We start from the raw sequence: 24,374 nt of genomic DNA, 5'->3' as shown, positions 1-24,374 counted from the left end.
CGATTCGGGGATTTAGACTTAAAATTTCCCTTTTGGAATTCCCCCCCCTCGGATTATCGAGTTGAACTCGCCTTTTGAATCCCCCCCCCCCCCCAAGTGCGAACGATTTCTGACCATGTCTCGTTTCGGTGATTTGGCGACCCCTCTTTCGTGGCCCAAGGTGGCGTCATCGTCTCCGAGATCGCCGCTTTCCTTGCGATCGACCAAAAAGCGGATCGAGGGATGGCTCGTCCTATCGATCATCCTATCGATCGTCACATCGCTCGTCATGGCGATCGGCCCGATCCGCCAGGTCGAGGCCGCCGACCGCGCCCTTATCGAGGGCATTCGTCTTTCCACCCAAGCCCAGCGTACGAGGGTGGTGCTCGATGTCGATCGCCCCCTCGAAGCCAAGATCTTCGAAGAGAGCAATCCCGAGCGCTTGATCGTCGATCTCCAAGATACCCGTCTTGCAGGGGATATCCCGACGGTGCGCAAAGACGATATTCGTCTGGCGCGCATCCGCATGGCCTACCACGACAAGGGCCGTCGCCTGCGCTTGGTTTTCGATCTCAAAAGAAAGGTGGCATGGAAGAGTGCCCACTTTCCCCCTTTGGAGAGATACGGCCATCGCTTGGTATTGGATCTCTCGTCGAAAGAGGGCGGTGCAGCCCCGGCGGCTTCGATATCGCCATCGGCGTCGCCGAAGTCCTCGTCGAGGTCAAGACCGCCGCCCCCGTCGACCCTCGCCGACTCGCGCTGCCATCGGGGCGATTGGGATCCGAATCGCCTGCGCGATACGATCGTGGTCATCGATCCCGGGCATGGCGGCAAGGATCCCGGGGCCATCGCCCCTTCGGGGTTGCGGGAAAAGGATGTGGTGATGGCGATCTCCCGCGATCTCGCCCGCCGGATCGACGCCACCCCGGGGATGCGCGCCATCCTGACCCGGACCACCGATCGACGGATACCCCTGCGCACTCGTACCGGCATCGCCCGCGCCAACCGGGCCAGCCTTTTCATCTCGATCCATGCCGACGCTTTTCGCAACCCGCGGATATGGGGCAGTTCGGTCTATATCCTTTCCTATAAAGGCGAGAGCAGCGAAGAGGGGCGTTGGTTGGCGGCGCGCGAAAATGCTGCGGCTCTGGCCGGGGGGGATTCCCTCGACGGGATTTCTCTGCACGAATGCGAGGATGACGATTTCATTCAGACCATCCTCGACTACTCTCAGACCGGGGCGCGAAAGCTCGGCACCCATGCCGCGGTTCGGATCCTCGAATCGTTGACCCGGGCCACGAGGATCCGCAAGCGCAATGTCGATCGGGCGGGTTTCGTGGTTCTCAAAGCCCCCAATATCCCATCGCTGCTCATCGAAACCGGTTTTTTGACCAATCCCACCGATGCCAAGAGGCTGGCCACACCCTCCTATCAGCGTAAGATCGCCGCCGCCATCATGAAGGGGATCAAGGCCCATTTCAAGAAATACCCTCCTCCGGGGAGCCTGCTGGAGGTTTGGTACAAGGGAACCGACCATCGCGTCGTGCGCGGAGACACCCTGTCGGAGCTCTCCCTTCGCTATCGGGTATCGGTGGAGGATCTAAGGCGGCTCAACGCCATCGAAGGGGATTTGATCCGCATCGGTCAGGTGCTTCGGGTGCCGCCGACGGGAGCCGGTTGAGGGGGAGAAGCGCTCGAAGATCCGAGAGATCGAGTATCCGAGGATTCAAAAGCCCGAATAGTCGTAGGCTAATCGATCTCCCCGGCATTCGAGGGCTTTCAAAGGTTTTTTGCCCGAAGTCTCTATGCCGGCCCCAACGTCCGCGCATCGTTCTCGATCGATCCCGCAACCGCAATGCGCCCCGATCCCTTCATCGGGCATCCTCGATCGCTGCGCCTCCCAAGCATTCATCTTGTCGATACAAGACCGCATATTGCCCCGAGGTCACCGCTCTTTGCGGGGTGTCGAAGTGCAGCTCGATCTTCCCCGTCATCGGATTTGCGAGCGCTTCGCAGGCTTGATCTTCCTGCCGGTAGCGGATTTTCGCGTGGCAGCGAAGGGGCAGGGGCGGTTCGACCCCGGCGATCCAGTGCATCTTGCGCAAGGTGACCACCGAGCGAAAGAGGGCGCGATGGTCGCCTCCTTGTACGAGGATCAAGGCGTTGCGGGCATGATCCTTCGCCGCCACATACCAAGGCTCGCCGCTATCTCCGGATCGTCCCCCGACATTCAATCCCTTGCGTTGACCCAAGGTGAAAAAGGCAAGGCCCCGGTGCTGCCCCAAGCGCTCGCCGTCGACGCTCTCGATCGGACCCGGATCCCAAGGTAAAAAGCGCTCCAAAAAGGGGGTGAAACGTCTTTCGCCGACGAAGCAGATCCCCGTGCTGTCCCGCTTGGCGAAAGGGGCGAGCTCGGCGCTCTTCGCCCAGCTGCGCACTTGGGTCTTTTGCAGATCGCCCAAGGGGAAGATCGATCGGGCCAGCCGCTTTTGATCCAAAGCGTGCAGGAAATAACTTTGATCTTTATTCGTATCCCTTCCCTTGAGAAGCCTTATCCCCTTTGGAGAACGTTCGATACGAGCGTAATGCCCGGTGGCGATCAGATCGGCACCCAAGCGTTCGGCGTGGTCGGCGAAGGCGCTGAATTTCACCTCGCGATTGCACAGCACATCCGGATTGGGGGTATGGCCGGCCTCGATATCGCGCAAGAAGGGGGTGAAGACCCGATCCCAGTAGATGTCGGCGCAGTTGACGGTATGCAAAGGCACTTGCAGTCGATCGCAAACCTTGCGGGCATCGGCGAGATCCTCGGCGGCGGTGCAATGCCCCGAGGTATCGTCTTCCTCCCAGTTCTTCATGAACATCGCCTGCACCGGAACGCCGGCCTTGACCAGCAGCAGCAGCGCCAAGGCCGAGTCCACCCCGCCGGAAAGGGCGACCATCACCGATGCGGACCGAGACGGGACCTGAGACGAAGACGGACGAGCCAAGCGGGTACTCGCTTCGATCGCCGCCAGCACCTCGCTCGGCGGCGAGAAGGAGTCGGATCGCTCGGTGATCGTCGTCATCGAGGGGGATGCCATCGAAGGGGCTTTTCGGACTTGCGGTTCATTGCATCGCCTCGATGATCGGATCGTCCCAGCCGCCGCGGATCGAATAGCGATAGGAGAAGAATCGATTGACGATCTCTTTTCCTAAGAGCCCCTCGCCCAAGCGCAAAGGGGTCAGCGGCAAGGCGGAGGTGATCTTCGGAACGAGGGTGACGACCAGATCGTAATTCTCTTCGACCAGATCGATGCGACCGGTGACGGTCAGGCGTACGGTTTCGCTCTCGATCATCAAATCGCCGGTTCGGGCGCCGCCGCTGCCGATGCGGAACTCACCGCTCAATCGATCGTAATCGAGTCCCTCTTGGAAGAGGTCGTCGAAGTCGAAGAGGAGTCGTCGGGGTAGGGATTCAAGGATCAAGAGGCTGAAAAACCGAGCGAAAAGCCCGCGATCGACATTTCGCAGCCTTCCCGGCCCCGATTGCAAAGAGACGATGCCGCTGATCCGCTCGAAGTCGACTTCCATCGGCGATCCCGTCCAAAGACCGTGGAAGGTCAGCTCGCTCTTTCCGCGTTCCACGACCCGGCCATCGAGCCCGATCCGGTCGATGATGCGACCGAGATCATCGCCTCGCAACTGGCCTGCGAATTCGCTTTGCACCTCGCCGGCGTCGATTTTCCAGGATCCGATGCCGTCGACCCCGAAATCCTCGTTGCGCACCCGAAAATGACGAAAGAGCACGCCGGTGTCGTCGCGCGAGGTGGAGATATCGACGGCCCCGAGATCGCTCGCCCCCCAAAGGAGTCGACGGATGAGCAGTTCCGTCGGGGGGAGATCCGGCGGGGCCAAGCGCGCCGCTTCGTCGGCCCTCGCATCGTAGGTACTCGCATCGTCGAAAGAAGGGTCGTCGGGTGCGGATTGAATCTCGGCGGCATCGCCGGCCATGAGCGATAGCCTTTCGAATTCCGCGCGAATTCTCCGCCCGCCTCCGGGGGCATCGATCAATCGTAGCCATCCCTCGATATGCTCGCTTTCGAGCGCGATCATCCACTCGGTGGCATCGGAACCTGCGTTTTTTTCGACGGGCTCGGCATGTAGGCGAACTTGCCGGAAGGGTCGACGAAGATCGGGGATGAACAAGCGCTCGATATCGAGATCGACTTCATCGATGATATCGAAGGCGGAATCGTTCTCGCTCGGAGACGATGCGGGCGATAGGGACGAGTCTTCGGCGGATTCCGAGGGTGGGTCCATCGAACCCTTCGACAAGCCCGATAAGGCGAGCAGGCGCTGCCAGCGCTCGAGATCGAGGATCGGCATGTCGCCTTCGATGCGGATTCCTCGAGGCGCCGAAGGCGGCGTTGGATCTGCGTCGGGCCGAGAGTCGGGGTCGAGTGCTTCGGAACGGGCTTTTCGCCCGAGGAATATCTCCCCGCCCTCGATGGCCAGACCGGTATCGGCGGGGGAAAGAAGCAATCGCGCCTGCGCCCGATCCGCATAGCGAAGGTGCAGATCGTGCCTTTGGCCGACGGTGAAGCGATCATCGAGAGAGAATTGCCGGATGCTGTTTGCGTCCTTGCCGAAGGGTTCGGGCAGATCGAGGGGAAGCCCGGCGAGATCGCTTCGAAGGCGAAGGCGGGCTTCGAGCGAGGATTGCCCATCGTCGCCCGGCGATCGAGGAAGTGATCGAGGAATCTCCAGCCAAGCCTGCCAATAGGCCGTCGGTGCCGTGGCGGTGGATTCGCCCATGCTCGGCCCGTCTTTTTCCTGCGGGATCCCGGGCAGGTCCGCACCGATATTGCGAAGATGCAAGAGCATGTGATCCGTAGGGGAATGCCCGTCGATGGCGATGCGAAGGGTGCGCTGCGCATCCGATATATCCGATGCTTCGGACGAGGGATCGGAGCCTTGCCCCCCCGAGGTGGGGCTATCGTCGATGGCGATGCGGATTGCCCGGCCGAGATAGTTCGCCTTCAAATCATTGGCCTCGATGCGATTGTCCTCGAAGCGGATGGTGCCCTCGACCGCTTGCAGCCCTTTTGCGAAACCCTTGATATCCACCCCGGTGCGGGCGAGGTGGATCTCGCCTCGGGTTTTTGTTTTTCGGGTCTTGCGCGCCCGCCCCAAGGGCACCTCGATATCGAGGGCGATGGATCCCCTGCCATCGAAGGCGAGGTTTTTCGACATCGGCGCGAAATTCTTTTGCAGCGGGCTCTCGGCGAGGTAGCGGATGCCGTCGGCGATCGGTCCCTCGACGGTGCCGGCGATGTCGAGCAAAGGCGGAAGGGCGCGCATATTATCGATGACCACTCGGGTTTCGCCGAGCGTCGATCCGAAGATCCTCCCCTCGTCGATGCGCGCTTCCATGCGGGCGTTGTCGAAGCGCACTTGCCCGACGATATCCGACATGGCAGGCCATTTCGGGGCATAAGCGAAGTCCGGGAGGGCGAGATCGACAACGGCCTCGACATTACGATCCTCGATGGTGAAGGCGAAAGGAGCGGGGGCGTTCGAGGCTGCGGGCGGGATCCGATCGTTGGGATCGACATCGAAGTCTCGTTCGGGCGATATATTCGAAGTCGATGCATCACTCGATGCCTTCGCAGTCGACGTCTTGGGGGTCAGCACCCCTTCGATCGTCAACCGAGCGCTTTTTATATCCCCTCGGGGCATCGAGGAATCGATCCAGCGATCCACCGGCTCCGGCACCACACCCTCGGGCAGCAGCCCCCGCACCGCTTGCAGACTCGCTGTTCGGTCATCCAAGTGCCCATCGGCGAGTTCCAGCCGAAGCCCGAATCGCATCCCCGCCGGGTCGCTCCCATCGAGGCTCGAAGCCGAATGGGGAAGGTGCACCCTTCCTTCGGCTTTCAATCCCCCGGCGCCGCTTCGGGCAAGGAGATTCGAAATGACAAGCCCGCCTTCGATGCGCTCGCTCGCTCGATTCCCCGCCGGCCGAGATACGGGAAAAGGGGGCGCAGGTGAGGCAAGGGTGGCGGTCTTTTCGCTGGGTTCGCTCGAGGGCGGGATATAGGCGAGCCTTCCCGAAAAATCGCGCAAGGGCTCCAAGGGGGGTGTTCGATATTCGAAGGAGAAGCCCACTTCGCCATCCTCGATATGGGCGACGATCTTCCCCTTTCGGTCGAGTTCGATCCTTCCCTCGAATCCATAAGGAACGATCGCTCCCGCCTTCGATTCGGCGATGCCGATATCGCCGAAGGAGGCGCTCGCTCGAAGCCCGAATACCTTCGCCCCTTCGCCGACAGGCGAGGGCGAATCGATCACCGAATGCCCCCCGACAGGCAGGCGGATCCGGATATCGTTTAGATGACCCTCGATTCCGAGCGTTTTTATGCGGGCGATCATCGAAGGATCGCCCCCCGCCAAAGCGTAGAGGGAAAGAAGATCATCGACCCCCATGCGATCGGCGAGAAGGGAGAGCTCCATGAGGGGAGGGTTCGGCGTCGTCGGGCTCGATCGCTCCTGGGATGAACGAGATGCTCGATCGCCGAGATCGGGCGCTCTCTTGTCGTCGATTAGACCCTCGCCAATATCGCTTCCATCGGCTTCGAGAGGCGACAGCTCGATCTCCAAGGAGCCGAGCGCCCAAGAGGTATCTTTCGTCCCGACGAAGGAAAGATCGTCGAAAAGGGCGAGCCACCCCGATTCCTTGCGCTCGAAGGAGAAGGATCCATCGATCGCTCGGGGCAAAGAAGACGCCGGCGGCGGTGATGGAGAAGGGCTCGATTCGATCGCTTGGGATGTCCTTTGCGATCCGGCATCGCCGGCATCGACCGACATCGAGCGCAAGGAGCGAAGGGAGGCTTTCCCTTGGCTTTGCACGAGATCGAAGTCTTGCACGATCATTCGGATATTGCCCGAGATTTCGCCCGAGATATTGCCGATGATGGGCAGCCGATCCCCGACTTCCCCCTCGTTCCTTGCCTCGCTTCCTTCGTCGCTTCGAAGGCCGGGGATGAAGGGGTGAAGGCTTTCGAGTCGAAGACCGGTTGCCTGCGCTTCGATCCGCGCCGTCCACGAGGAAAGGGAATCCCCATGCAGATTCGCACTGAAATCGATCATTCCTTTCGAATCGACCCCCGATATCCCGTTATCGCCTCCTTCATTCAAGGGTTGCGGGAATAGAGTGCCGACGATCCGCCAAGCATCGGCATCGGCTATCGGCGGCATCGTTCGGGCGGGTGCTTGGCTTTCGCTTGCGCTCGGGTCACCTTCGATAGGAACGCCTTCGATCGAAGCGCGTTCGATCCGAATGCGCTCGAAGAAAAGAGGCAGATCCCGCCCTTTCGATCGCAGCGTGATCGTCGAGTTGTCGAAGGTGAGATCCGGTTGGGTGGAAAGCCATGCGAGCAGCGGTTCGAGCGAGGATGCCAATGCCCGATCCTCGATACCTTCTTGCACATCCACTTGTGCATCATCTTGGGCATCCGCCCCCCTTTCTTCCCCGGAAGAGGTTGTCGGCAGGCGATGTCCGGCAACGACGATCTCGCCGCCGGCGGTGCGCTCGAAGGGGAAGGCCAGCCCGTCCAAGGTGATGCCGTGCACCCGAGGGGTGGCATCGATGAGCGTTCGGATCGGGTCGATCACGAAGGTGATCGAATCCAGTCGCAGGCGCTCATCGAGGCGAGGGGTGGCGTTTGCGGCATCGAGCGGAGCGCTTGCGGGGCTTGCGTCCCCCGCTCGATCCACCACCCGCAGATCGTCGAGTTCGAAGGCGAGGTGGAATCCTCGACGATGGATGCGAATGGCCTCGAATGCGATCGATTCCCCGGCGATTTTGCTGACCCAACCCTCGATCGTCGGGCGGTATTCGTCGGCTTGGGAGAGCATGTATTCCGTCAGCAGCAACAAAGCGCCGATGATCAGCAAAAAAAACCCGCCCAGATAAGCGGCCCATCGCCGAGCAGATCCCCGCTTCGCCTTCTTTCTTCCCGCCCCGATAGTTGCCGGATCGGGGTCCGAGGGCGGGGCGGGCGAGGGCTTGCTATTCATGCGGGAGGCGGCAAAGGGGAGGGGAATCGGATGCGCGGGTGGACTCGAAGGGATGCGAATTCGCTAGGGGTTCGCGAATCCGGTTTCGCGAATCTCGATATTTTACAAGGGCACGATATCGTAACGCTCGCGGGTATATCGATTCTCGATCCGAATCTCGATCGATTTGCCGGTCAGCGCCTCCAATTCGGAAAATATCGCGTATTCATCCTCGATCAAGCGATGACCGATTTCCGGGCAGGCAACGATCAACAACCCCTCGCTATCGAATTGGCGGGCGTTGCGCAGGATATCGCGGACGATTTCATTACAAACGCTCGCCGCCGATTTGATCGCCCCGCTTCCCCGGCAGTGCGGACAGTCATCGAAAAGGGTGTGGCGCAGACTCTTGCCGGTGCGCTTGCGGGTCATCTCCACCAGCCCCAAGGGGGAGATATCGCCGATGCGAACCCGGACGCGATCTGCGCTCAGGGCTTTTTCGAGGGTTTTCAACAGCGCATCGCGATGCTCTTTTCGTTGCATATCGATGAAATCGACCACGATGATGCCCGCAAGGTTCCGCAAGCGCAGTTGGCGGGCGATGGCATGGACCGCTTCGATATTGGTCTTGAAGGCGGTTTCTTCCGGATTGCGCCGGCCGACGAATCCGCCGCTGTTGACGTCGATGGCGATGAGCGCCTCGGTCTCTTCGATCACGATGGATCCACCGGATTTCAAGGGCACGCGCGGATGCAGCGCCTTGCGAATCTCGTTTTCGACCGAATAAAGATCGAATATCGACGAATCGCCGTCATGGAGATCGATGCGCGGGCTCATCTCGGGCAAGAAGCGATCGCAAAAATCGATGGTATGGGCGAGTGCAGAGGCGGAGTCGATCCGCACCCGCTCGATGGCGGCGCTCGATCGCTCGCGCAGGATGCGTACCACCAAAGGCAGGTCTTCATGGACGATGGCCGGCGCCCGATAAGCCTTACCCTTGGCGGTGATCGAATGCAAAAGCCGTTGCAGGAAAAGCATGTCGGATTCGATGACCTGAGCCGAGCAACCCTCGGCGGCGGTGCGCACGATCCAACCGTCTTCGGGCATCGAGCCTTTTCGTTCGCTGCCCGAAAGCCCATCGATCTCGGCGCCTTCGGCTCGCCCCCCGTTTTCGATCAGATCGCGCACGATGGCTTGCAGCCGATGACGCTCGCTCTCGTCCTCGATGCGCTTGGATACCCCGATCATCGCCGATCCCGGCAGGATCACCGTATGGCAAGAAGGGATCGAAAAGCGAGTGGTGATCCGCGCCCCCTTGGTTCCGATCGGATCCTTGATGACCTGAACCAGCCTCTCCTCGCCCTCCCGCACCAGGCTATCGATGGGGATTTCGGGGGTGTCCTCGTCATCGGCGGCGGGGAGGATTGCGCCATCGATCGTCGCGATATCGGCGAGGGAGGGAAGGGAAGGGGAGGTGATATCCGAGGCATGGAGGAAGGCCGAGCGTTCGAGCCCGATATCCACGAATGCCGCTTGCATCCCCGGCAAAACGCGCAGGATGCGTCCCTTGTAGATATTGCCGACCAATCCGCGTTTCCCGCGCTGCTCGATGAAGATCTCTTGCAGCACGCCCTTTTCGACGAGCGCGACCCTGACCTCGGGCGATGTGATATTGACCAGCAGTTCGATGCTCATGATTGTCGTCGCTTTTTGCGCGCTATCTCATGGAGAGGGCGGTGCGATATCAATGCGAAAATCCCCGAAGACGAAGGAGCATCGATGCCCCTTGCACCGTTGTCGGTGAGATCGCCTGCGTTTTCAATGGTACAAATCGTTTCGGTATCCGGTCTATCATTTGCGATCGTCGGCGATGATTGGCGACGGCCTGATTTTGCGAGGACATGGCGCGGCGGGATTTCGAACGCACATTGTCGATCCGATGCGTCAGGCTTTTTCGGCATGTTCGAGATCGAAGCCACCCTCGATCGCGCCCCTAAGACCGATTGTGCAAGATGCGAGAACGAGGCCGGATCATGAAGCATGGGTTGCCGGGGTACGGATCGCCGTTTTTTCGTCCTTCGCCAAGGGGCGGGCGACTCCTTTCGTCCACTTGCTGCGCCGATTTGCAGTATCGCCACGCGATATCGTCCGACTTTTTGCCTTGATGCCCGAGGGTCTCGATGAATAGCGATCATTCTTTGGCTTCGACCCCCCGTGGACCCTCTCGCCGCCCGGAGTCGATCGCCGACGAAGCCGTCGAATCGGTCGGCGCATTCATCGCAGATCGCCTCGGCGATGCCGCCCAAGCGATATTGGCGGGCGAGCGCGAGGCATGGACCGCAGTATCGAGAATGATCGCCGATCTCAATTTGGATATCCCTTGTATCCAATCCGCATTGCTCGCTCCCTTGATCCACCGAGGCATCGTCGATCAAGAGGCGATCGGCGCTCGCTTCGAGGGGAAAACCGCGGATCTCGTCCAAGGCTTGCTCCGCTTCGAGACCCTGCGCAGCCTGCCCGCCGGCGATTCGGTCACCGAAGATCGCTCGCGCATCGATCTTCTGCGCAAACTGTTGTTGGCGGCGGTCGACGATGTCCGGGTGGTGGTCGTCCATCTGGTATTGACCCTCCACCGATTGCGCACCGCCGCCACCCTTTCGAGCGATGAGCGCCTTCGACTCGCCCAAGAGGGGTTGGATATATCCGCTCCCTTGGCCGGTCGCCTCGGGGTTTGGCAATATAAATGGGAGATCGAGGATCTTTCCTTACGCGAATCCGATCCGCAGGCCTATCGCAGCATCGCCGCTTCGCTCAATCAGCGCCGCGCCGATCGAGAAGCGGACCTCGAAGTCGCGAAACAACGGCTCGAAGCGGAGATCGCCAAAGAGGGGATCGAGAGCGAGATCAGCGCTCGGGTCAAGCATATTCACAGTATCTGGCGCAAGATGCAGCGTAAATCGCTCGATATCGCTCAGATTTTCGATCAGCGCGCCTTGCGGGTATTGGTCGAAAGCGTCGCTCAGTGCTATACGGTGCTCGGCATCGTCCATAGCCTGTGGACGCATATTCCGCGCGAATTCGACGATTACATCACCCGTCCCAAACCCAATGGCTACCAGTCCTTGCATACCGCGGTTTTGGGACCCGGCGGGCGCACCTTGGAGGTGCAGATACGAACCCGCGAGATGCATGCCCAAGCCGAGCTCGGCGTTGCCGCCCACTGGCGCTACAAAGAAGGAGGCAAGGGGGTGGATTCGAGCCAGGACAGCCGTATCTCCTGGCTGCGCCATCTATTGGATCCCGACGCATCCGAGGACGGGGATTCCCTGCTCGCATCGTTGGGCAAGGAGTTGGATGCGGAAAGGGTCTACGCCTTCACCCCGCGCGGCGATATCTTCGATCTTCCGATGGGATCGACCCCGCTCGATTTCGCCTATCAGGTGCATACCCAAGTCGGTCATCGTTGTCGGGGGGCGAAGGTCAACGGTCGGATCGTGCCTTTGACCCATATCCTTCGCTCCGGGGATCAGATCGAGATCCTCACCGCCCCCCATCCGCGCCCGAGTCGGGATTGGCTCAACCCCAACCTCGGTTATCTCGGCAATCCGCGCTCGAGGGCGAGCGTACGCAACTGGTTCAAACAGCAAGATCGAGAGCGCAATATCGTCGATGGTCAGGAGATTTGGGATCGCGAGATCAAACGTCTGCGGATCGAGAATCCGCCCAAGGAAAAATTGGTCGAACGCTTCAACCTTGCAGGCTTCGATGACCTGCTGGCCGCTATGGGGCGAGGGGATATAAGCGGCGCCCAAATCGCCGGTGCCTTTCAGCCGTGGCTGCAAGAGTCCCGCCTGTCGACACCGAAGACCGTTCGGGCTCCGAGATCGGATCGCCACAAGAAATCCCAAGGCGTTCATATCCAGGGGGTGGGCAATTTGCTGACCCAAATGGCCCGTTGTTGCAGCCCCTTGTTGAACGACCCGATCAAGGGCTACATCACCCGCGGCCGCGGGGTCAGCATCCACCGCAGCGATTGTCGCAATATCCTCAACCTAGTGGACAGGGAGCGGGCGAGGCTGATCGATGTCGAATGGAGCGGCGACGAACAAGAGACATGGCCGGTAGAGATCGTGATCGAGGCCCACGATCGCAAGAATCTGCTGCGCGATATCACCTCCGTCGTTTCCGGCGAGGCTTTGAATATCGTGGCCATGGATCTGAAATCCGATGCCTCGACCAATACCGTGATCGTCAACCTCACCCTCGACCTGCGCGGTATCGAACAGCTCTCCTTGGTGCTCGATCGCTTGTTGCAGCTACCGAACGTCTTCGAATGCCGTCGCCGGGCCTGAACCCGGCAACCCGATCTCTATTTGCGCATCTCGCCGCCCGCCGCCAAGTCATATCCTTCGAAAGACCAAGGCCGAGCCCGCCGGAAAAGAAGCGGTGGGTGGTAGAATCTCGCAACGATTCAAGTCGAGGGCGGCACCCGAAGGGCGATCCTTCGCCTCGATGCCGCTCGATGTCGCCGAAGGTCAGGGCACTTTTCGTTTTCGGGCGAGTTTCGTTCGTGATCGACTGGGCATCAGGTATCGCCGCATCGGAATTTCTTCGCCGCGAAAGATCGAGCGCGACAGATCGAGATCCGAAAAGGGTCCTTGCGGCATGGGCAATGGAGCGAGCGAAACGATGAGAGGCCGGCGATGAGACTCTTGCTGATCACCATCGTTACATGGTTGGCGCTATCGGGAATCTTCATACCCTTGCTCTTGGCGTTGGGGCTGGTATCGAGTCTGCTGGTGGTCTGGTTGGTGCGCCGGGCGGATCGCAAGGACGGCGATCCCATCGTTTTCTCGATGCATCTTTGGCGCTTGCCGGGCTACTTCCTTTGGCTCGCCGTCGAAGTCGTCAAATCCAATATCGATGTCGCCCGCTGCATCCTCTCCCCGAATCTTTCCATCGCTCCTGCGATCCGTTGGCTGCCGGCGAAGCAGCGTACCGAGCTCGGCCGCGTTCTCTATGCCAATTCGATCACCTTGACTCCGGGGACCTTGTCGATCGATCTCGACGACGGTGCGGTGGAGGTGCATGCCGTCGACGAGGCCGCACTCGAACTGTTGGCCTCGGGCGAGATGGCCGATCGGATCTGCGCCTTGGAAAAGGATGCGAAGCGGTGATCGACTCGGTGCTGGCGGTGAGCATCTTCGGGGTGATCGGGGCGATGATCATCACCTTGATCCGCGCCTTGCGCGGCCCCACCGTCTACGATCGCGCTTTGGCGGTCAACAGCTTCGGCACGCTGACGGTGATGGTCCTTGCGCTGCACGGATTTCTCACCGAGCGCCCGGAATTTCTCGATATCGCCATCCTCTACGCCCTGATCAACTTCATCGGCACCGTGGCCATGCTGAGGTTTTTCTCATCGAGCGGCAGCGAGGCGGTGCCCCAAGCGCCGACGCCGACGATCGACGATGCCGCCCGAATCCCCGCCGGCGAAGACGCTTCCCGACGAGACAAGCGCCGACGAGACGATCGGCAAGATATCCAAGGGTGATCCGATGACCCTCGCGATCGATCTTCTCGCCTCCCTTTGCCTGTTGACGGGAACGATCTTCTTGATCATCGGGGCCATCGGTCTGGTGCGCTTGCCGGACTTTTTTACCCGCATCCACGCCACCGGAGTGATCGATACCTTGGGCACGGGGTTGGTGCTGATCGGCTTGATGCTGATCGTCGGTTGGACGCAGCCATTGATATGGATCAAGCTGGTTCTGATCATGGCCTTCATGCTGATCACCGGCCCCACCGCCACCCACTCCTTGGCCAGAACCGCCCTGCACGGGCGTTTGGATCCGCTATCGAGTCGCCCGTCGCCGGAGAAGCCGCCATCGAGCACCTGATCATCATCGCATTGCAGGCGTTGATGGTGGCCAATGCCTTGGCCATCGCCCGCATCACCAGTTTATTTTCGGCAGTGATGCTCTTCGGCAGCTTCAGTCTGCTCTCGGCGGCGCTCTTCGTGATCATGGATGCGGTGGATGTCGCGCTGACCGAAGCGGCGGTCGGCGCCGGGATATCGACCATCTTGATGCTCGCGACCTTGGCCCGCACCAAGTCCTTCTCGCGTTGGCGATCGACGGCACCGCGCCCGATGGCGCTGGTATTGGCGGTGGGAGTGGGATTGCTGATGGTCTACACCACGCAGGATTATCCGCGTTTCGCCTCGGCGCAGGCCCCGGCTCATCGCCATGTCGTTCCCCATTATCTCGAACAGGGGCCGAAGGAGACCGGAGTGCCGAATGTCGTTACCTCGGTCCTTGCAAGTTATCGAGGCTACGATACCTTGGGAGAGGTGGTGGTGATATTCACCGCCGGGATCGGGGTGGTTGCGCTGTTGGGGCTTGTCCGCTCGCCCCCGAACTCGCCGCCGACGGGAGTGCGGCCTCGATCCGAGCCCGGCAGAGCCAAAAAGCCCTTGGACGACAGCCATCTGGATACGAGGATCATCGACTGATGCGGCATAACCTCGTACTCAAGTCGGCGGCGAAGATCACCTTGCCCTTCATTCTGCTCTTCGCCCTCTATGTGCAATTTCATGGCGATTACGGTCCCGGCGGGGGCTTTCAGGCGGGGGCGATCTTCGGAGCCGGAATCATCCTCTACGGACTGGTCTTCGGAACCCGCAACTCCCGTATCTTGATGTCCCCGGGGATCGCCCCCGTCGCCGCCGTCATCGGGGTTTTCCTCTATACCGGGGTCGGCATCGTCTCGATGCTGCTCGGGGCGAACTTCCTCGATTACGATGTGCTCGCAGCCTCGGATGTTGCCGGGCAGCATTTGGGGATATTGCTGGTCGAATTCGGGGTCGGTCTGGCGGTGATGTCGGTGATGGTGATCTTCTTTCACGCCTTCGTGGCCACCGCCGAAGAGGATCTCGAATCGGAATCATCGGCCCAGACCGAAGAGCCATCCGATCGGCGCTCGCAAGCCGATGGCTGAGAATTTCCTCGACGCCTATCCGTGGTGGGGCAGCATCGTGCTGCTCTCGATCGGCCTTTATGTGGTGATGGCGAGCCGCAACTACATCAAGAAAGTGATGGGATTGTCGATCTTCCAGACCGCCGTTTTCATCATGTACATCCAAATCGGGGCGATGGAAGGGGCGACCGCCCCCATCGTCGATGCCCACCATTCCCTCTACGCCAACCCCCTGACCCACGTGCTGATCCTGACCGCGATCGTGGTCGGGGTGGCGACCGCGGCCTTGGCCCTTGCCCTCGTGGTGCGCATTCACGCCGCTTGGGGGAGTATCGAGGAAGACGATATCGTTCGCGCGGCAAAGCGGGAGGAAGCCGAAAGATGAGCCTTCCGGCGGGTCTCGAGGCTCAACTTCCCGCCTTGCAGATCGTCGTTCCGCTGATGGCGGCGCTGATCGCCGCCCTGCTGCGTCATCCGAGATGGGCGTGGTGGCCCGCAACCATCGCCGGTTTTGCAAGCTGCGCGATCGCCCTTCTCCTTGCCAAAAGCGCGGCCCGAGGCGAGGTGACGATCTACGCCCTAGGGGGTTGGATCGCCCCTTTCGGTATCGAATACCGCATCGACGCCCTCAATGCCTTGGTGCTGGTGATCATCAATTTCGCCTCTCTTTTCGCCTTGGTGCACGCCCGCCGCAGCGTCGCCGCCGAGATCCGCCCCGAGCGCATCCATTGGCTCTATTGCGCGTGGATGCTATGTCTGACCGGGCTTGCGGGCATGACGATCACCGGCGATGCCTTCAATGTCTTCGTTTTCCTCGAGATCTCCTCGCTGGCGAGCTATATCCTGGTTGCCTCGGGTCCCAAACGCGATGCGCTCCTGGCCTCCTTTCGCTACCTGATCCCGGGTTCGATCGGGGCCACGTTCTTTCTGATCGGACTGGGCTTGCTCTATATGCAGACCGGTACCCTCAACATGGCGGATATCGCGCAGCGGATCGGCGAAGGCGGCACCGATCGCACCATCGCCGCCGGCGCTCTTTTCGTGGTGATCGGGATCGGGGTGAAGGCGGCGATATTTCCCCTCCATGCCTGGCTGCCGAGTGCCTACGAGCAGGCTCCCTCGAGCGTTGCGGCTTTCCTCGCCGGGGCCTCGACCAAGGTCTCGCTCTATGTGCTGATGCGATTCATCTTCGATATCTTCGGCATCGATCTCGCCTTCGGAGCCCTCGATATCGACCTTCTCCTGATGGTGCTGGCGATTGCGTCGGTGGTGGCGGGTTCGTTGGTGGCGGTGCAGCAAGAGGAGGTCAAGCGTCTGTTGGCATGGTCGAGCATCGCCCAGATCGGCTACATGACATTGGGGATGGCGTTGGGCAATCCTGCGGGGATCGCAGCCTCCGCTTTGCACCTGTTCAATCATGCGTTGATGAAGGTGGCGCTGTTTTTGGCCATCGGCAATTTCGTCTATCGCACCGGATCGTCGGCGCTGGGATCTTTGGTCGGGGCCGGAAGGGGAATGCCGTGGACGATGGCCGCTTTCGTGGTTGCGGGGATGAGCCTTGTCGGCGTTCCCTTGACCGCAGGTTTTGTCTCGAAGTGGTATCTGCTCGCCGCCGCTCTCGAGCGGGATCTATGGCCGATCGCGTTGTTGATCCTCGTTTCTTCCGTGGTGGCGGCGATCTATCTATGGCGGGTGGCGAGCGCCGCCTACGAGCCGGCGCCGGCGGACTCGCCCGCGGCTACGATCGTCGAGGCTCCGTGGACGATGCTCGCCCCGCTCTTGCTGCTGGCTTTGGCCAATCTATGGTTCGGGGTGGATCCATCCCCCGTGCTCCGGCTGGCGGAGCAGGCCGCGGTGCAGTTGTCGGTTCCCTTCGAGAGCGCCGAGATCATCGCCCCTTCGCCCTTGTCGGATACCAACTGAACCGGATACGAACCGAACCGGATCGATGACCATTCCCGCCCCGGAAATTCTCGCCTTGGGTTGCATCGTCCTGCCGCTGCTGTGCGGTGGCTTGGTCGCCCTCGCCGGAAGATATCCCGATCTTCGAGAGACCATCACCTTGGCGACGGGGATCCTCGTATTCGCCTTTATCGTCGGCATCTATGTCGAGGTCGCGCAAGGCGCCCGCCCGCAGATCTTCCTCGCCCACTTTCTGCCCGGCATCGATTTCGCCCTCGAAGTCGAGCCGTTGGGTTTGATCTTCGCGCTGGTGGCCGGTTTCTTGTGGCCGGTGACTTCCCTTTACGCGATCGGCTATATGCGGGCGCACCGCGAGCGGAATCAGACCCGCTTCTACGCCTGCTTCGCATTGTCGATCGCCTGTGCGATGGGGGTGGCCTTCGCCGCCAATCTGGTCACCCTCTTCGTGTTCTACGAATTGCTGACCCTCGCCACTTGGCCCTTGGTCACCCATGCCGGGACCCCCGAGGCCAAGCGCGCCGGACGCCTTTATCTGCTGATCCTGCTGTCGACATCGATCGTCTTGCAACTGCTGGCCATCGCTTGGACTTGGCAGGCCGCGGGGAGCGTCGATTTTCGCCTCGGGGGGATCCTCCAAGGCCGTATGTCGGAAGGGGTGGCGGCGCTGGTCTTTTGTCTTTTCGCCTTCGGGATCGGGAAGGCGGCATTGATGCCCTTTCATCGCTGGCTGCCGGCGGCGATGGTCGCTCCGACCCCGGTCAGCGCCTTGTTGCATGCGGTGGCGGTGGTCAAGGCCGGGGTCTTCACCTTGCTCAAAGTCTCGGTCTATATCTTCGGCCCCGGCTTTCTCCTGGCGAGCGGCGGCGGTCGGATCATCGCCTTCGTGGCCGGATTCACGATCGTCGTCGCCTCGGTGGTGGCGATCTACAAGGACAATCTCAAGGCGCGCTTGGCATGGTCCACCATCAGCCACCTTTCCTATGTGATCTTGGGCGCAGGCCTCGCCACCGTATGGGGGGTGGCGGGGGCCGCTTTGCATATCGTGATGCACGCTTTCGGCAAGATCACCCTCTTTTTCTGCGCCGGGGCGGTGTTGGTGGCGACCCACCGCAAGCGGATCAGCGAACTCGACGGGATCGGGAGAAAGATGCCGCTCACGATGGGGGCGTTCGCCATCGGCAGCCTTTGCATCATCGGTCTGCCTCCGCTGGGGGGGATGTGGAGCAAGTGGTCTTTGGCCTTGGCCACCGTGGATGCCGAGCAGTGGGTGCTGTTGGCGGCGCTCTTGCTGAGCTCGATGTTGAGCATGGCCTATCTGCTGGCGATTCCGGTGCGCGCCTTCCTTTATCCGGCGGCGGCAAAGGAGCCTAAGGATGCCTCCCGTTCGGGGGAAGGGCCGGGCGAATCCCCGGCCGAGGCCCCCATCGCCTGTCTTGTCGCCATCGGCATCACTTCGATCGGATGCGTGGCGCTTTTCGTTTTCCCCGATCCTTTGTTCGATCTGATCGGCCAAGTGGTGCCCTTGCACCGATAAAGCGAGGACCGGATGTCGCAATATGTCTACACCATGAATCGCGTTTCGCGAATCGTCCCTCCCAAACGCGAAATCCTCAAGGATATTTCGCTGTCCTTTTTTCCCGGGGCGAAGATCGGCGTGCTCGGTCTCAACGGCGCCGGGAAGTCGACCCTGCTGCGGATCATGGCGGGGGAGGATCTCGAGCACGAAGGCGAGGCGCGAGCCCAGCCGGGGATCAAAGTCGGCTATCTGCCGCAGGAGCCTCGGCTCGATCCCGCCTTTGACGTGCGCGGCAATGTCGAGCAGGGGGTCAGCGATATCCGTCGCCTCCTCGAGCGCTTCGAAGAGATCTCGCATCGCTTCGAGGAGGTGAGCGATGCAAAGGAGATCGACGCCTTGCTCGAAGAGCAAAGCCGCTTGCAGGATGCGATCGACGCCGCTCGCGGCTGGGAGCTCGATCGGCGGCTGGAGATCGCCGCCCAAGCCCTGAGATTGCCCCCTTGGGAGGCATCGATCGATCGCCTCTCCGGCGGCGAATGTCGGCGGGTGGCCCTGTGTCGGCTATTGCTCTTCGCCCCCGACATGCTCTTGCTGGACGAGCCGACCAACCATCTCGATGCGGAGTCGGTGGCGTGGTTGGAGCGCTATTTGGAGGAATTCCCCGGAACGGTGATCGCCGTCACCCACGATCGCTATTTCCTCGATAACGTCGCGGGCTGGATCTTGGAACTCGATCGCGGGCGAGGGATCCCTTGGGAGGGGAACTATTCATCCTGGCTCGAGCAAAAAGAGGCTCGCTTGGCGCAAGAGGAGCGCGAGGAATCCGCCCGCCGCCGCGCCATTCGCACCGAGCTCGAATGGATTCGGGCCAGCCCCAAGGGCCGTCGGGCCAAGAATCGGGCGCGGGTGCAGCGCTTCGACGAGCTCGTTTCGCGCGAGCATCGCACCCGGGGCGAAACCCGGCAGATCCGCATTCCGCCCGGCCCCCGTCTCGGCGATCGGGTGGTCGAGGCCAGATCGCTGCGCAAATCCCTCGGGGATCGTCTCTTGATCGACGATCTGAGTTTCGATCTCCCCCCGGGCGGGATCGTGGGGGTGATCGGGGCCAACGGTGCGGGCAAGACCACTTTTTTGCGCATGATCGCCGGTTTCGATACCCCCGATTCCGGCAGTTTGGAACTGGGCGAGACGGTCGCTTTGGCTTATGTCGATCAGTCGCGCGACGCCCTCGATGCGGGCAAGAGCGTCTGGCAGGAGATCTCCGGCGGCCACGAGGTGATCGAAGCCGGGGGTGCCGAGGTCCGCACTCGCGCCTATGTCGGGCATTTCAATTTCAAAGGCTCGGATCAGGAAAAACGGGTGGGCGATCTTTCCGGTGGGGAGCGCAATCGGGTGCATCTGGCCAAGCTGCTGCTTCGAGGAGCCAACCTGTTGCTGCTGGACGAGCCGACCAACGATCTAGATGTCGAGACCCTGCGGGCGCTGGAAGAGGCGTTGCTCGATTTCCCCGGTTGCGCGGTGATCGTCTCCCACGATCGCTGGTTTCTCGATCGCCTTGCGACCCATATCCTCGCCTTCGAAGGGGAAGGACGCGCGGTGTGGTTCCAAGGTGCATATCAGGATTACGAGGCGGACCGTCGCCGCCGCACGGGGGAAAAGGCGGATCATCCGCCCAGATCCGGATTCAAACGTCTCGATCCTTGAAAAAGCCCGTCGATACCGGCCCGTCGATACCAGCGCATCGATCCCCGAAACCCCCGAAGCCGAGCGGGAGTCGATCCCCCTTGCGATACCGACCCTTTCAACCAGGAGAGCGATAACGATGTCTCTTTCGACCGATCCATCCGAATATCGGCGAGTGCTCGATGAATCGGATGTGATTTGCAGCGAAGCCGAAGTGGATGCCGCATACCGCAATCTCGCCGAGGAGATCGGCGAGGTCTACCGCGAAAGATCGCCCTTGATCCTGCCGGTCATGGTCGGCGGGCTGATCCCCGCCGCGCGCATCCTCGCCCACTTGGATTTCCCGCTGAGCATCGACTATGTTCATGTCACCCGCTATCGCGGGAGCACTCGGGGTCGCACCTTGGAATGGTTCTCCCACCCCTCGACCGATCTCAAAGATCGCAGCGTGCTGGTGGTCGACGATATCCTCGACGAGGGTGTCACCCTATCCGCCATCCTCGAGCATTGTCAGGGCTTGGGGGCCTGCGATGTGCGCTGCGCGGTATTGGTCGACAAACAGTTGAATCGCTCTCGGGTATTGCCCGAAGCGGATTTCGCGGGATTGAGGGTCGAGGATCGTTATGTCTTCGGCTGCGGCATGGACTATCGGGGTTTTTTCCGAAACCTGCCCGGCATCCATGCACTTAGCCCCGAAGAGGCGGCGCGTGCATGAGCGACATCGCGATTATCGGAGGCACCGGCCTCGGTGCCATCGAGGGTTTTTCCATCGAGCGCAAAGAGGAGGTCGAGACCCCTTGGGGTTCGCCGTCGGCCCCTCTTTGTCATGGCGAGTTGCGAATCGAGTCGGATGCGCCGGGGTCGGGGTACGGGATCATCTTTCTCGCTCGCCACGGCGACCCCCATGCCATCCCCCCTCATCGCATCAACTATCGAGCCAACCTTCACGCCTTGCACAGCCGCGGGGTGCGGCGGATCATCGCGGTGACCGCGGTGGGAGGGATCCGCGCCGATATCGAGGAGGGGGGCATCGTCATCCCCGATCAGATCATCGATTACACATGGGGTCGGGGGCATAGTTTCTTCGACGGCGAATCCGATCCCAATAGCATGCATGCGGATTTCACCCATCCCTACTGTCTCGACCTGCGCGCCGATTTGCTCGCCGCCGCCCGCCGAGCGGGACTCGAAGTGGTCGATGGGGGAACCTACGCCGCCACCCAAGGCCCGCGCCTTGAAACGGCGGCGGAAGTCGATCGCATCGAGCGCGACGGGGGCGATATCGTCGGCATGACCGGCATGCCGGAAGCGGCTTTGGCTCGCGAGATCGGAATTGCCTATGCCAATTGCTCGGTGATCGCCAATCGCGCCGCCGGGCGGGGTTCGAAGGATCTGTCGATGGAATCGATTTTGGTGCATATCGAATCCGGGATGGTCACCGTGCGTCGTTTGATCGAGGCCTTTTTCGCCGATGAGCGAAAGCGGCAAAAAGCGCCCGATCAATGAGTCGATCACTTGAAAACATCGATCCGATCTTCGAAAAATCCTGCGAATTCGGCATATCGAAGCCGCATGTCTTGGAGCGAGAGGGTATCGAAAAAGCGATCGGGTATTGCGAAAGCATCGCTTTATGGTAAAAATTAGGGGATAATACTTGCGCGTCGCCGAGCGTCGACGTCTCACTTTTTGAAGAATCGGCCTTATCCCATGACAGGAGAAACAGGACGATGAGCGATTTTCCTGCAACGAAAAAAGATACCGCTCGTGCAGCGTCAAGATTCGATGCGCTGCGGGCGAGGGGTTATCGACACATGATTCAGGGAGATGTTCTCAAAGCGTTGGGGCTTTCGTTTCTTCTCGTCATCGGCATCGCTTTGCTGCCCTCGGGTTCGGCGCAATCCCAGTTCATCCCTCCGGCGCATCAAAGCGTTTTGGAAGTGGATCCCGATGAGGGGTATAGAAAGCCGGGCGAGCCGGATAACGAATATCTCTCCTTGGTCAATGAATCCGATCATCGCCTGAGTATCAACTATCGGACGATCAACAAAAACGGCGAGTGCTCGCAACTGCTCAGCGAGGAGTTGGGAGTCGGTTCCCGATTGGATCTGCCCTTCATGCATACGGGGCTGACCGATGCCGAGCAGGCCGCATCGGTGAGATATTGCGCCGAATACGATGATTTGGCGATCCAGCGATTGAGCGGTTATGGCAGTTGCGGAACGATGCCCGCCGGCTGTGGCGGGGGCGATACCCTCTTCAGCCATGTCGTCGCCCCGGTATACAACCCCGGGTATCTGATCCTCTCTCCCGATACCCTGACGATCGAAGAGGGCATGGAAGAGACCTTCACGGTCAGCCTTTCGAATATCCCGACCTCGACCGTCACTTTGAGTTTGGTGCGTCAACGCGGCAACCGCGATATCGCCCTCGATACCGGCACCCTCACATTCACCCCCTCCGATTGGAATGTGGCGCAGACGGTGACCGTTTCCGTCGCCGAGGATGTCGATGCCGATGATGAGATGGAGAATATTTCCATCATCGTCAAGGGTGATAACTATGCGGACGATGTGGTCACGGTGAAAGTGATCGACAAGGATAAGTTGACCGGCGGTCTCGCTTACGAGATCACCGGGGTCGTCCCGCACGGCAGGGATTACAAACTTGCGATACCCGAAGGCGAGTCGGGGCACGATATCACCATCCGTCTCGTCGCTCAGCCGACGCAGACGGTGACGATGACCCTGAAGGTCGTCGGTAACGAGGAAATCACGGTCGATCCCTCGGAGTTGATGTTCACCCGATCCGATTGGGATAGTGCGCAAACGGTCACGATCAACGCCGTCGAGGACGACGATAAAGTCAACGATGCCGCCGATATCGTTATCAGTACCGTGGGGGGTAATTATTCGGGTTCTTATACGATGATCGCCGTGACCGTCGAGGATAGCGATCATCCGGCCAAGCCCCCGGCGCCGAGCGGTCCCGCTATTTGGCCCTTGCAAGCGGAGATCTTCGCCATCCCCCCGACCGGGGTTCGGGATCAAGCCGTGGCTCGTATCCGATGCGTGGAGAACGATCAAGGGGGCTGTCGGGTTTATCTCGATTGCACCGACGAAGGCGGATCTCCATACACCGGGCTCGCCCCTCCGATCGAATCGGGTAGCACCATTGCATTGACTTCGAGGGATATTGTCAATATCACCGGGCGTTCTTGGGAAAACAGGGGTCGGCTCGCTTGCGCCATCAGGAGCGAACTACCGATCAGCGCCCAGATTTGGACTCGTTCGGGGAATGCGGTATTGGTCAGCAATAACGAGTACATTCGAAGTCAAGCCGATAGCAATCATCGCCAAGTTGCGGGGATCTATTCCATTCCCTCCCCGGACAGCAGCCGTGATGTCTCCAATATCCGCATTCGTTGTTCGCCTTATACCAACCACTGCACCAATACCGTCATTCGCTGCTTCGATGACGAAGGAAATCCCTATCAAGCCACCATCGGCACCATCCGGCGTTCGATCGTCAGGTTCATGCAAACGCAAGAGCTCTCCGACATGATCGATCATCGCTGGCAGGGCATGGGTTTGTCGTGCGAAGTTCAGTCCGATAGCGAGTTCACGGTGCAGGTTTTGACCCGCACCGGCGGCGGGGCGTTGATCAACAACAGCGCTCAAGCGGCGGCTCCCTATTTCGCCGTGCCCTTGGTGACCCCGGATGATCAGGATACCCGGACCTCGCCCGCGAATTGAGTCGAGCGGGGACCGGAAGTCGGCTTTCGGGGCGCACGGAGGCCCGCCGGATGTAGAGCCCGATGGTCAATCCTTAGGTGTCCTTCGGATTTGACGAATCCGGATTTGACGAGTCGATGAGTTCGGAATCGGTCCCCATTCCTCGAAAAAAGAGCTTGGCAAATGCATCGTCTTTTCAATCGATCGTTCTTCGAGCTTCTCATCGACGACACCCCGGCCATCGCTCATCGAATCCGTCTGCGTCATCTTGTGATCGCAGTATGCGGATGCGCGGTCTTGATGTTCTTAATGGTTCGACCTGCATTTGCGCAAACACCGTCCGGTACGATCGACGTCTCATTCGACAATCAATACGCTTCCAGTCTTTACTTCGGTACGCAGGTGAGGACGCAGAATTTCTACGTCAAACTCAGCACCGCCCCGAATGCGAATGTCCAGGTCGCCATTACGAATACCAACACGGATGTGAGTTTCTCTCCCGCCACCTTGACCTTCACCCCCTC

The 24,374-nt window shown here is 60.5% G+C and carries 18 protein-coding genes; 15 read left to right on the top strand and 3 right to left on the bottom strand.

Translation table 11 applies throughout. The features are described from left to right. Positions 1 to 115: 115 nt before the first annotated feature. Complete coding sequence (locus BF99_RS0115825; protein ID WP_081759314.1) at positions 116 to 1,660, top strand: N-acetylmuramoyl-L-alanine amidase; 1,545 nt, start codon at positions 116 to 118, stop codon at positions 1,658 to 1,660. Between the two features lie 190 nt (positions 1,661 to 1,850). Here the strand turns inward: BF99_RS0115825 and mnmA are convergent, their stop codons facing one another. From mnmA to BF99_RS0115805, 3 genes are all read right to left on the bottom strand, one after another. Further along, positions 1,851 to 3,047 carry a tRNA 2-thiouridine(34) synthase MnmA gene (gene mnmA, locus BF99_RS0115815; RefSeq protein WP_025771754.1) on the bottom strand — a complete coding sequence of 399 codons (1,197 nt, stop codon included), beginning with the start codon at positions 3,045 to 3,047 and terminating at the stop codon, positions 1,851 to 1,853. A gap of 40 nt (positions 3,048 to 3,087) precedes the next feature. Further along, the gene (locus BF99_RS0115810) at positions 3,088 to 8,040 is read right to left on the bottom strand and encodes a YhdP family phospholipid transporter (RefSeq protein ID WP_025771753.1); all 4,953 of its coding nucleotides are present in this window, start codon (positions 8,038 to 8,040) and stop codon (positions 3,088 to 3,090) included. 102 nt (positions 8,041 to 8,142) lie between these two features. Beyond that, positions 8,143 to 9,714, bottom strand: coding sequence for an Rne/Rng family ribonuclease (locus BF99_RS0115805; protein ID WP_025771752.1), 1,572 nt, complete (start codon positions 9,712 to 9,714; stop codon positions 8,143 to 8,145). A 485-nt stretch (positions 9,715 to 10,199) separates the two neighbouring features. Between BF99_RS0115805 and BF99_RS0115790 the strand changes: the two genes are divergently transcribed. The 14 genes from BF99_RS0115790 to BF99_RS21215 all read left to right on the top strand — a co-directional run. Beyond that, a complete protein-coding gene (locus BF99_RS0115790; RefSeq protein WP_025771750.1) occupies positions 10,200 to 12,371 on the top strand; it encodes a RelA/SpoT family protein in 2,172 nt (723 codons plus the stop codon). 351 nt (positions 12,372 to 12,722) lie between these two features. Further along, positions 12,723 to 13,196, top strand: a complete 474-nt coding sequence (locus tag BF99_RS0115780; protein WP_025771747.1) for a Na+/H+ antiporter subunit E — start codon at positions 12,723 to 12,725, stop codon at positions 13,194 to 13,196. Further along, positions 13,193 to 13,573: a monovalent cation/H+ antiporter complex subunit F gene (locus BF99_RS22630; protein ID WP_197019185.1), complete on the top strand. Its 381-nt coding sequence runs from the start codon at positions 13,193 to 13,195 to the stop codon at positions 13,571 to 13,573. Before BF99_RS0115780 ends, BF99_RS22630 begins: the two co-directional genes overlap by 4 nt. A 4-nt stretch (positions 13,574 to 13,577) precedes the next feature. Next, the gene (mnhG, locus tag BF99_RS0115770) at positions 13,578 to 13,919 is read left to right on the top strand and encodes a monovalent cation/H(+) antiporter subunit G (protein WP_025771745.1); all 342 of its coding nucleotides are present in this window, start codon (positions 13,578 to 13,580) and stop codon (positions 13,917 to 13,919) included. Between the two features lie 26 nt (positions 13,920 to 13,945). Continuing rightward, the gene (locus BF99_RS0115765) at positions 13,946 to 14,533 is read left to right on the top strand and encodes a DUF4040 domain-containing protein (RefSeq protein WP_231471413.1); all 588 of its coding nucleotides are present in this window, start codon (positions 13,946 to 13,948) and stop codon (positions 14,531 to 14,533) included. Further along, the gene (locus BF99_RS0115760; RefSeq protein ID WP_025771743.1) at positions 14,533 to 15,018 is read left to right on the top strand and encodes a Na(+)/H(+) antiporter subunit B; all 486 of its coding nucleotides are present in this window, start codon (positions 14,533 to 14,535) and stop codon (positions 15,016 to 15,018) included. The genes BF99_RS0115765 and BF99_RS0115760 overlap by 1 nt, the downstream gene beginning before the upstream one ends. After that, a complete protein-coding gene (locus BF99_RS0115755; RefSeq protein WP_025771741.1) occupies positions 15,011 to 15,382 on the top strand; it encodes a cation:proton antiporter subunit C in 372 nt (123 codons plus the stop codon). The genes BF99_RS0115760 and BF99_RS0115755 overlap by 8 nt, the downstream gene beginning before the upstream one ends. Beyond that, positions 15,379 to 16,920, top strand: coding sequence for a monovalent cation/H+ antiporter subunit D family protein (locus tag BF99_RS0115750; protein ID WP_025771740.1), 1,542 nt, complete (start codon positions 15,379 to 15,381; stop codon positions 16,918 to 16,920). Before BF99_RS0115755 ends, BF99_RS0115750 begins: the two co-directional genes overlap by 4 nt. Positions 16,921 to 16,945: 25 nt before the next feature. Next, positions 16,946 to 18,454 (top strand): proton-conducting transporter transmembrane domain-containing protein, encoded by a 1,509-nt coding sequence (locus BF99_RS0115745; protein ID WP_025771739.1) that lies wholly within the window; start codon positions 16,946 to 16,948, stop codon positions 18,452 to 18,454. Positions 18,455 to 18,466: 12 nt separating this feature from the next. Further along, a complete protein-coding gene (gene ettA, locus BF99_RS0115740) occupies positions 18,467 to 20,140 on the top strand; it encodes an energy-dependent translational throttle protein EttA (RefSeq protein WP_025771738.1) in 1,674 nt (557 codons plus the stop codon). Between the two features lie 118 nt (positions 20,141 to 20,258). Next, positions 20,259 to 20,834 carry a hypoxanthine-guanine phosphoribosyltransferase gene (locus BF99_RS0115735; RefSeq protein WP_025771737.1) on the top strand — a complete coding sequence of 192 codons (576 nt, stop codon included), beginning with the start codon at positions 20,259 to 20,261 and terminating at the stop codon, positions 20,832 to 20,834. After that, on the top strand, positions 20,831 to 21,625 hold the full coding sequence (locus BF99_RS0115730; RefSeq protein WP_025771736.1) for an S-methyl-5'-thioinosine phosphorylase: 795 nt from the start codon (positions 20,831 to 20,833) through the stop codon (positions 21,623 to 21,625). Before BF99_RS0115735 ends, BF99_RS0115730 begins: the two co-directional genes overlap by 4 nt. Before the next feature lie 221 nt (positions 21,626 to 21,846). Then, a complete protein-coding gene (locus BF99_RS0115720; protein WP_156013389.1) occupies positions 21,847 to 23,871 on the top strand; it encodes a COG1470 family protein in 2,025 nt (674 codons plus the stop codon). Positions 23,872 to 24,033: 162 nt separating this feature from the next. Beyond that, a partial coding sequence (locus BF99_RS21215; RefSeq protein ID WP_038098681.1) for a hypothetical protein occupies positions 24,034 to 24,374 on the top strand: 341 nt, incomplete at its 3' end.

Source organism: Thioalkalivibrio sp. HK1 (assembly GCA_000583135.1).
Classification (GTDB): domain Bacteria; phylum Pseudomonadota; class Gammaproteobacteria; order HK1; family HK1; genus HK1.
The sequence above is the reverse complement of the archived record's forward strand: the minus strand, read 5'-3'. Positions and strand labels throughout refer to the sequence as shown.